The organism is Bradyrhizobium sp. NBAIM08, assembly GCF_020193935.1.
GTDB lineage: Bacteria > Pseudomonadota > Alphaproteobacteria > Rhizobiales > Xanthobacteraceae > Bradyrhizobium > Bradyrhizobium yuanmingense.
The window spans coordinates 1-469 of record NZ_JADYVR010000175.1; the positions used below are offsets into that span (position 1 = coordinate 1).

Below are 469 nucleotides of genomic sequence, written 5' to 3' on the forward strand. Positions count from 1 at the left end.
GAACACATTGGTGCTGTCGCACACCAGCGCCAGCACGCCCTCATCGCCGATCGCGGTCAATTGCTCGGGCGTGGACGGCACGCCAAGCAGTGGCTTGTCGTCCAGCTTCCAGTCGCCGGTATGAAAAATCCGGCCATGCGGCGTATCGATGACAAGCGCGTTGCCCTCGGGTATCGAATGCGCAAGCGGCACATAACGGAAACCGAACGGCCCGAGTTGGAAACTCGCCTCGTTCTGGATGACGTGGAGCTTCACGCTCTTGCTCAGCCCTTCCTCCTCCAGCTTCAGGCGGATGAGGCCGGCGGTGAAGGGCGTGGCATATAGCGGGACGCCAAGGTCTGCCGCCAGATAGGGTATGGCGCCGATATGGTCCTCATGGCCGTGGGTCAGCACGATACCGAGCAGATCCTTGCGACGCTCCTCAATGAAGGCAAGGTCGGGCAGGATTAGTTCCACACCGGGATAGCCG

At 61.4% G+C, this 469-nt stretch carries 1 protein-coding gene; it reads right to left on the reverse strand.

What is annotated here, in order from left to right:
* A partial coding sequence (locus I6F37_RS38985) for a ribonuclease J (protein WP_225154221.1) occupies positions 1–469 on the reverse strand: 469 nt, incomplete at both ends.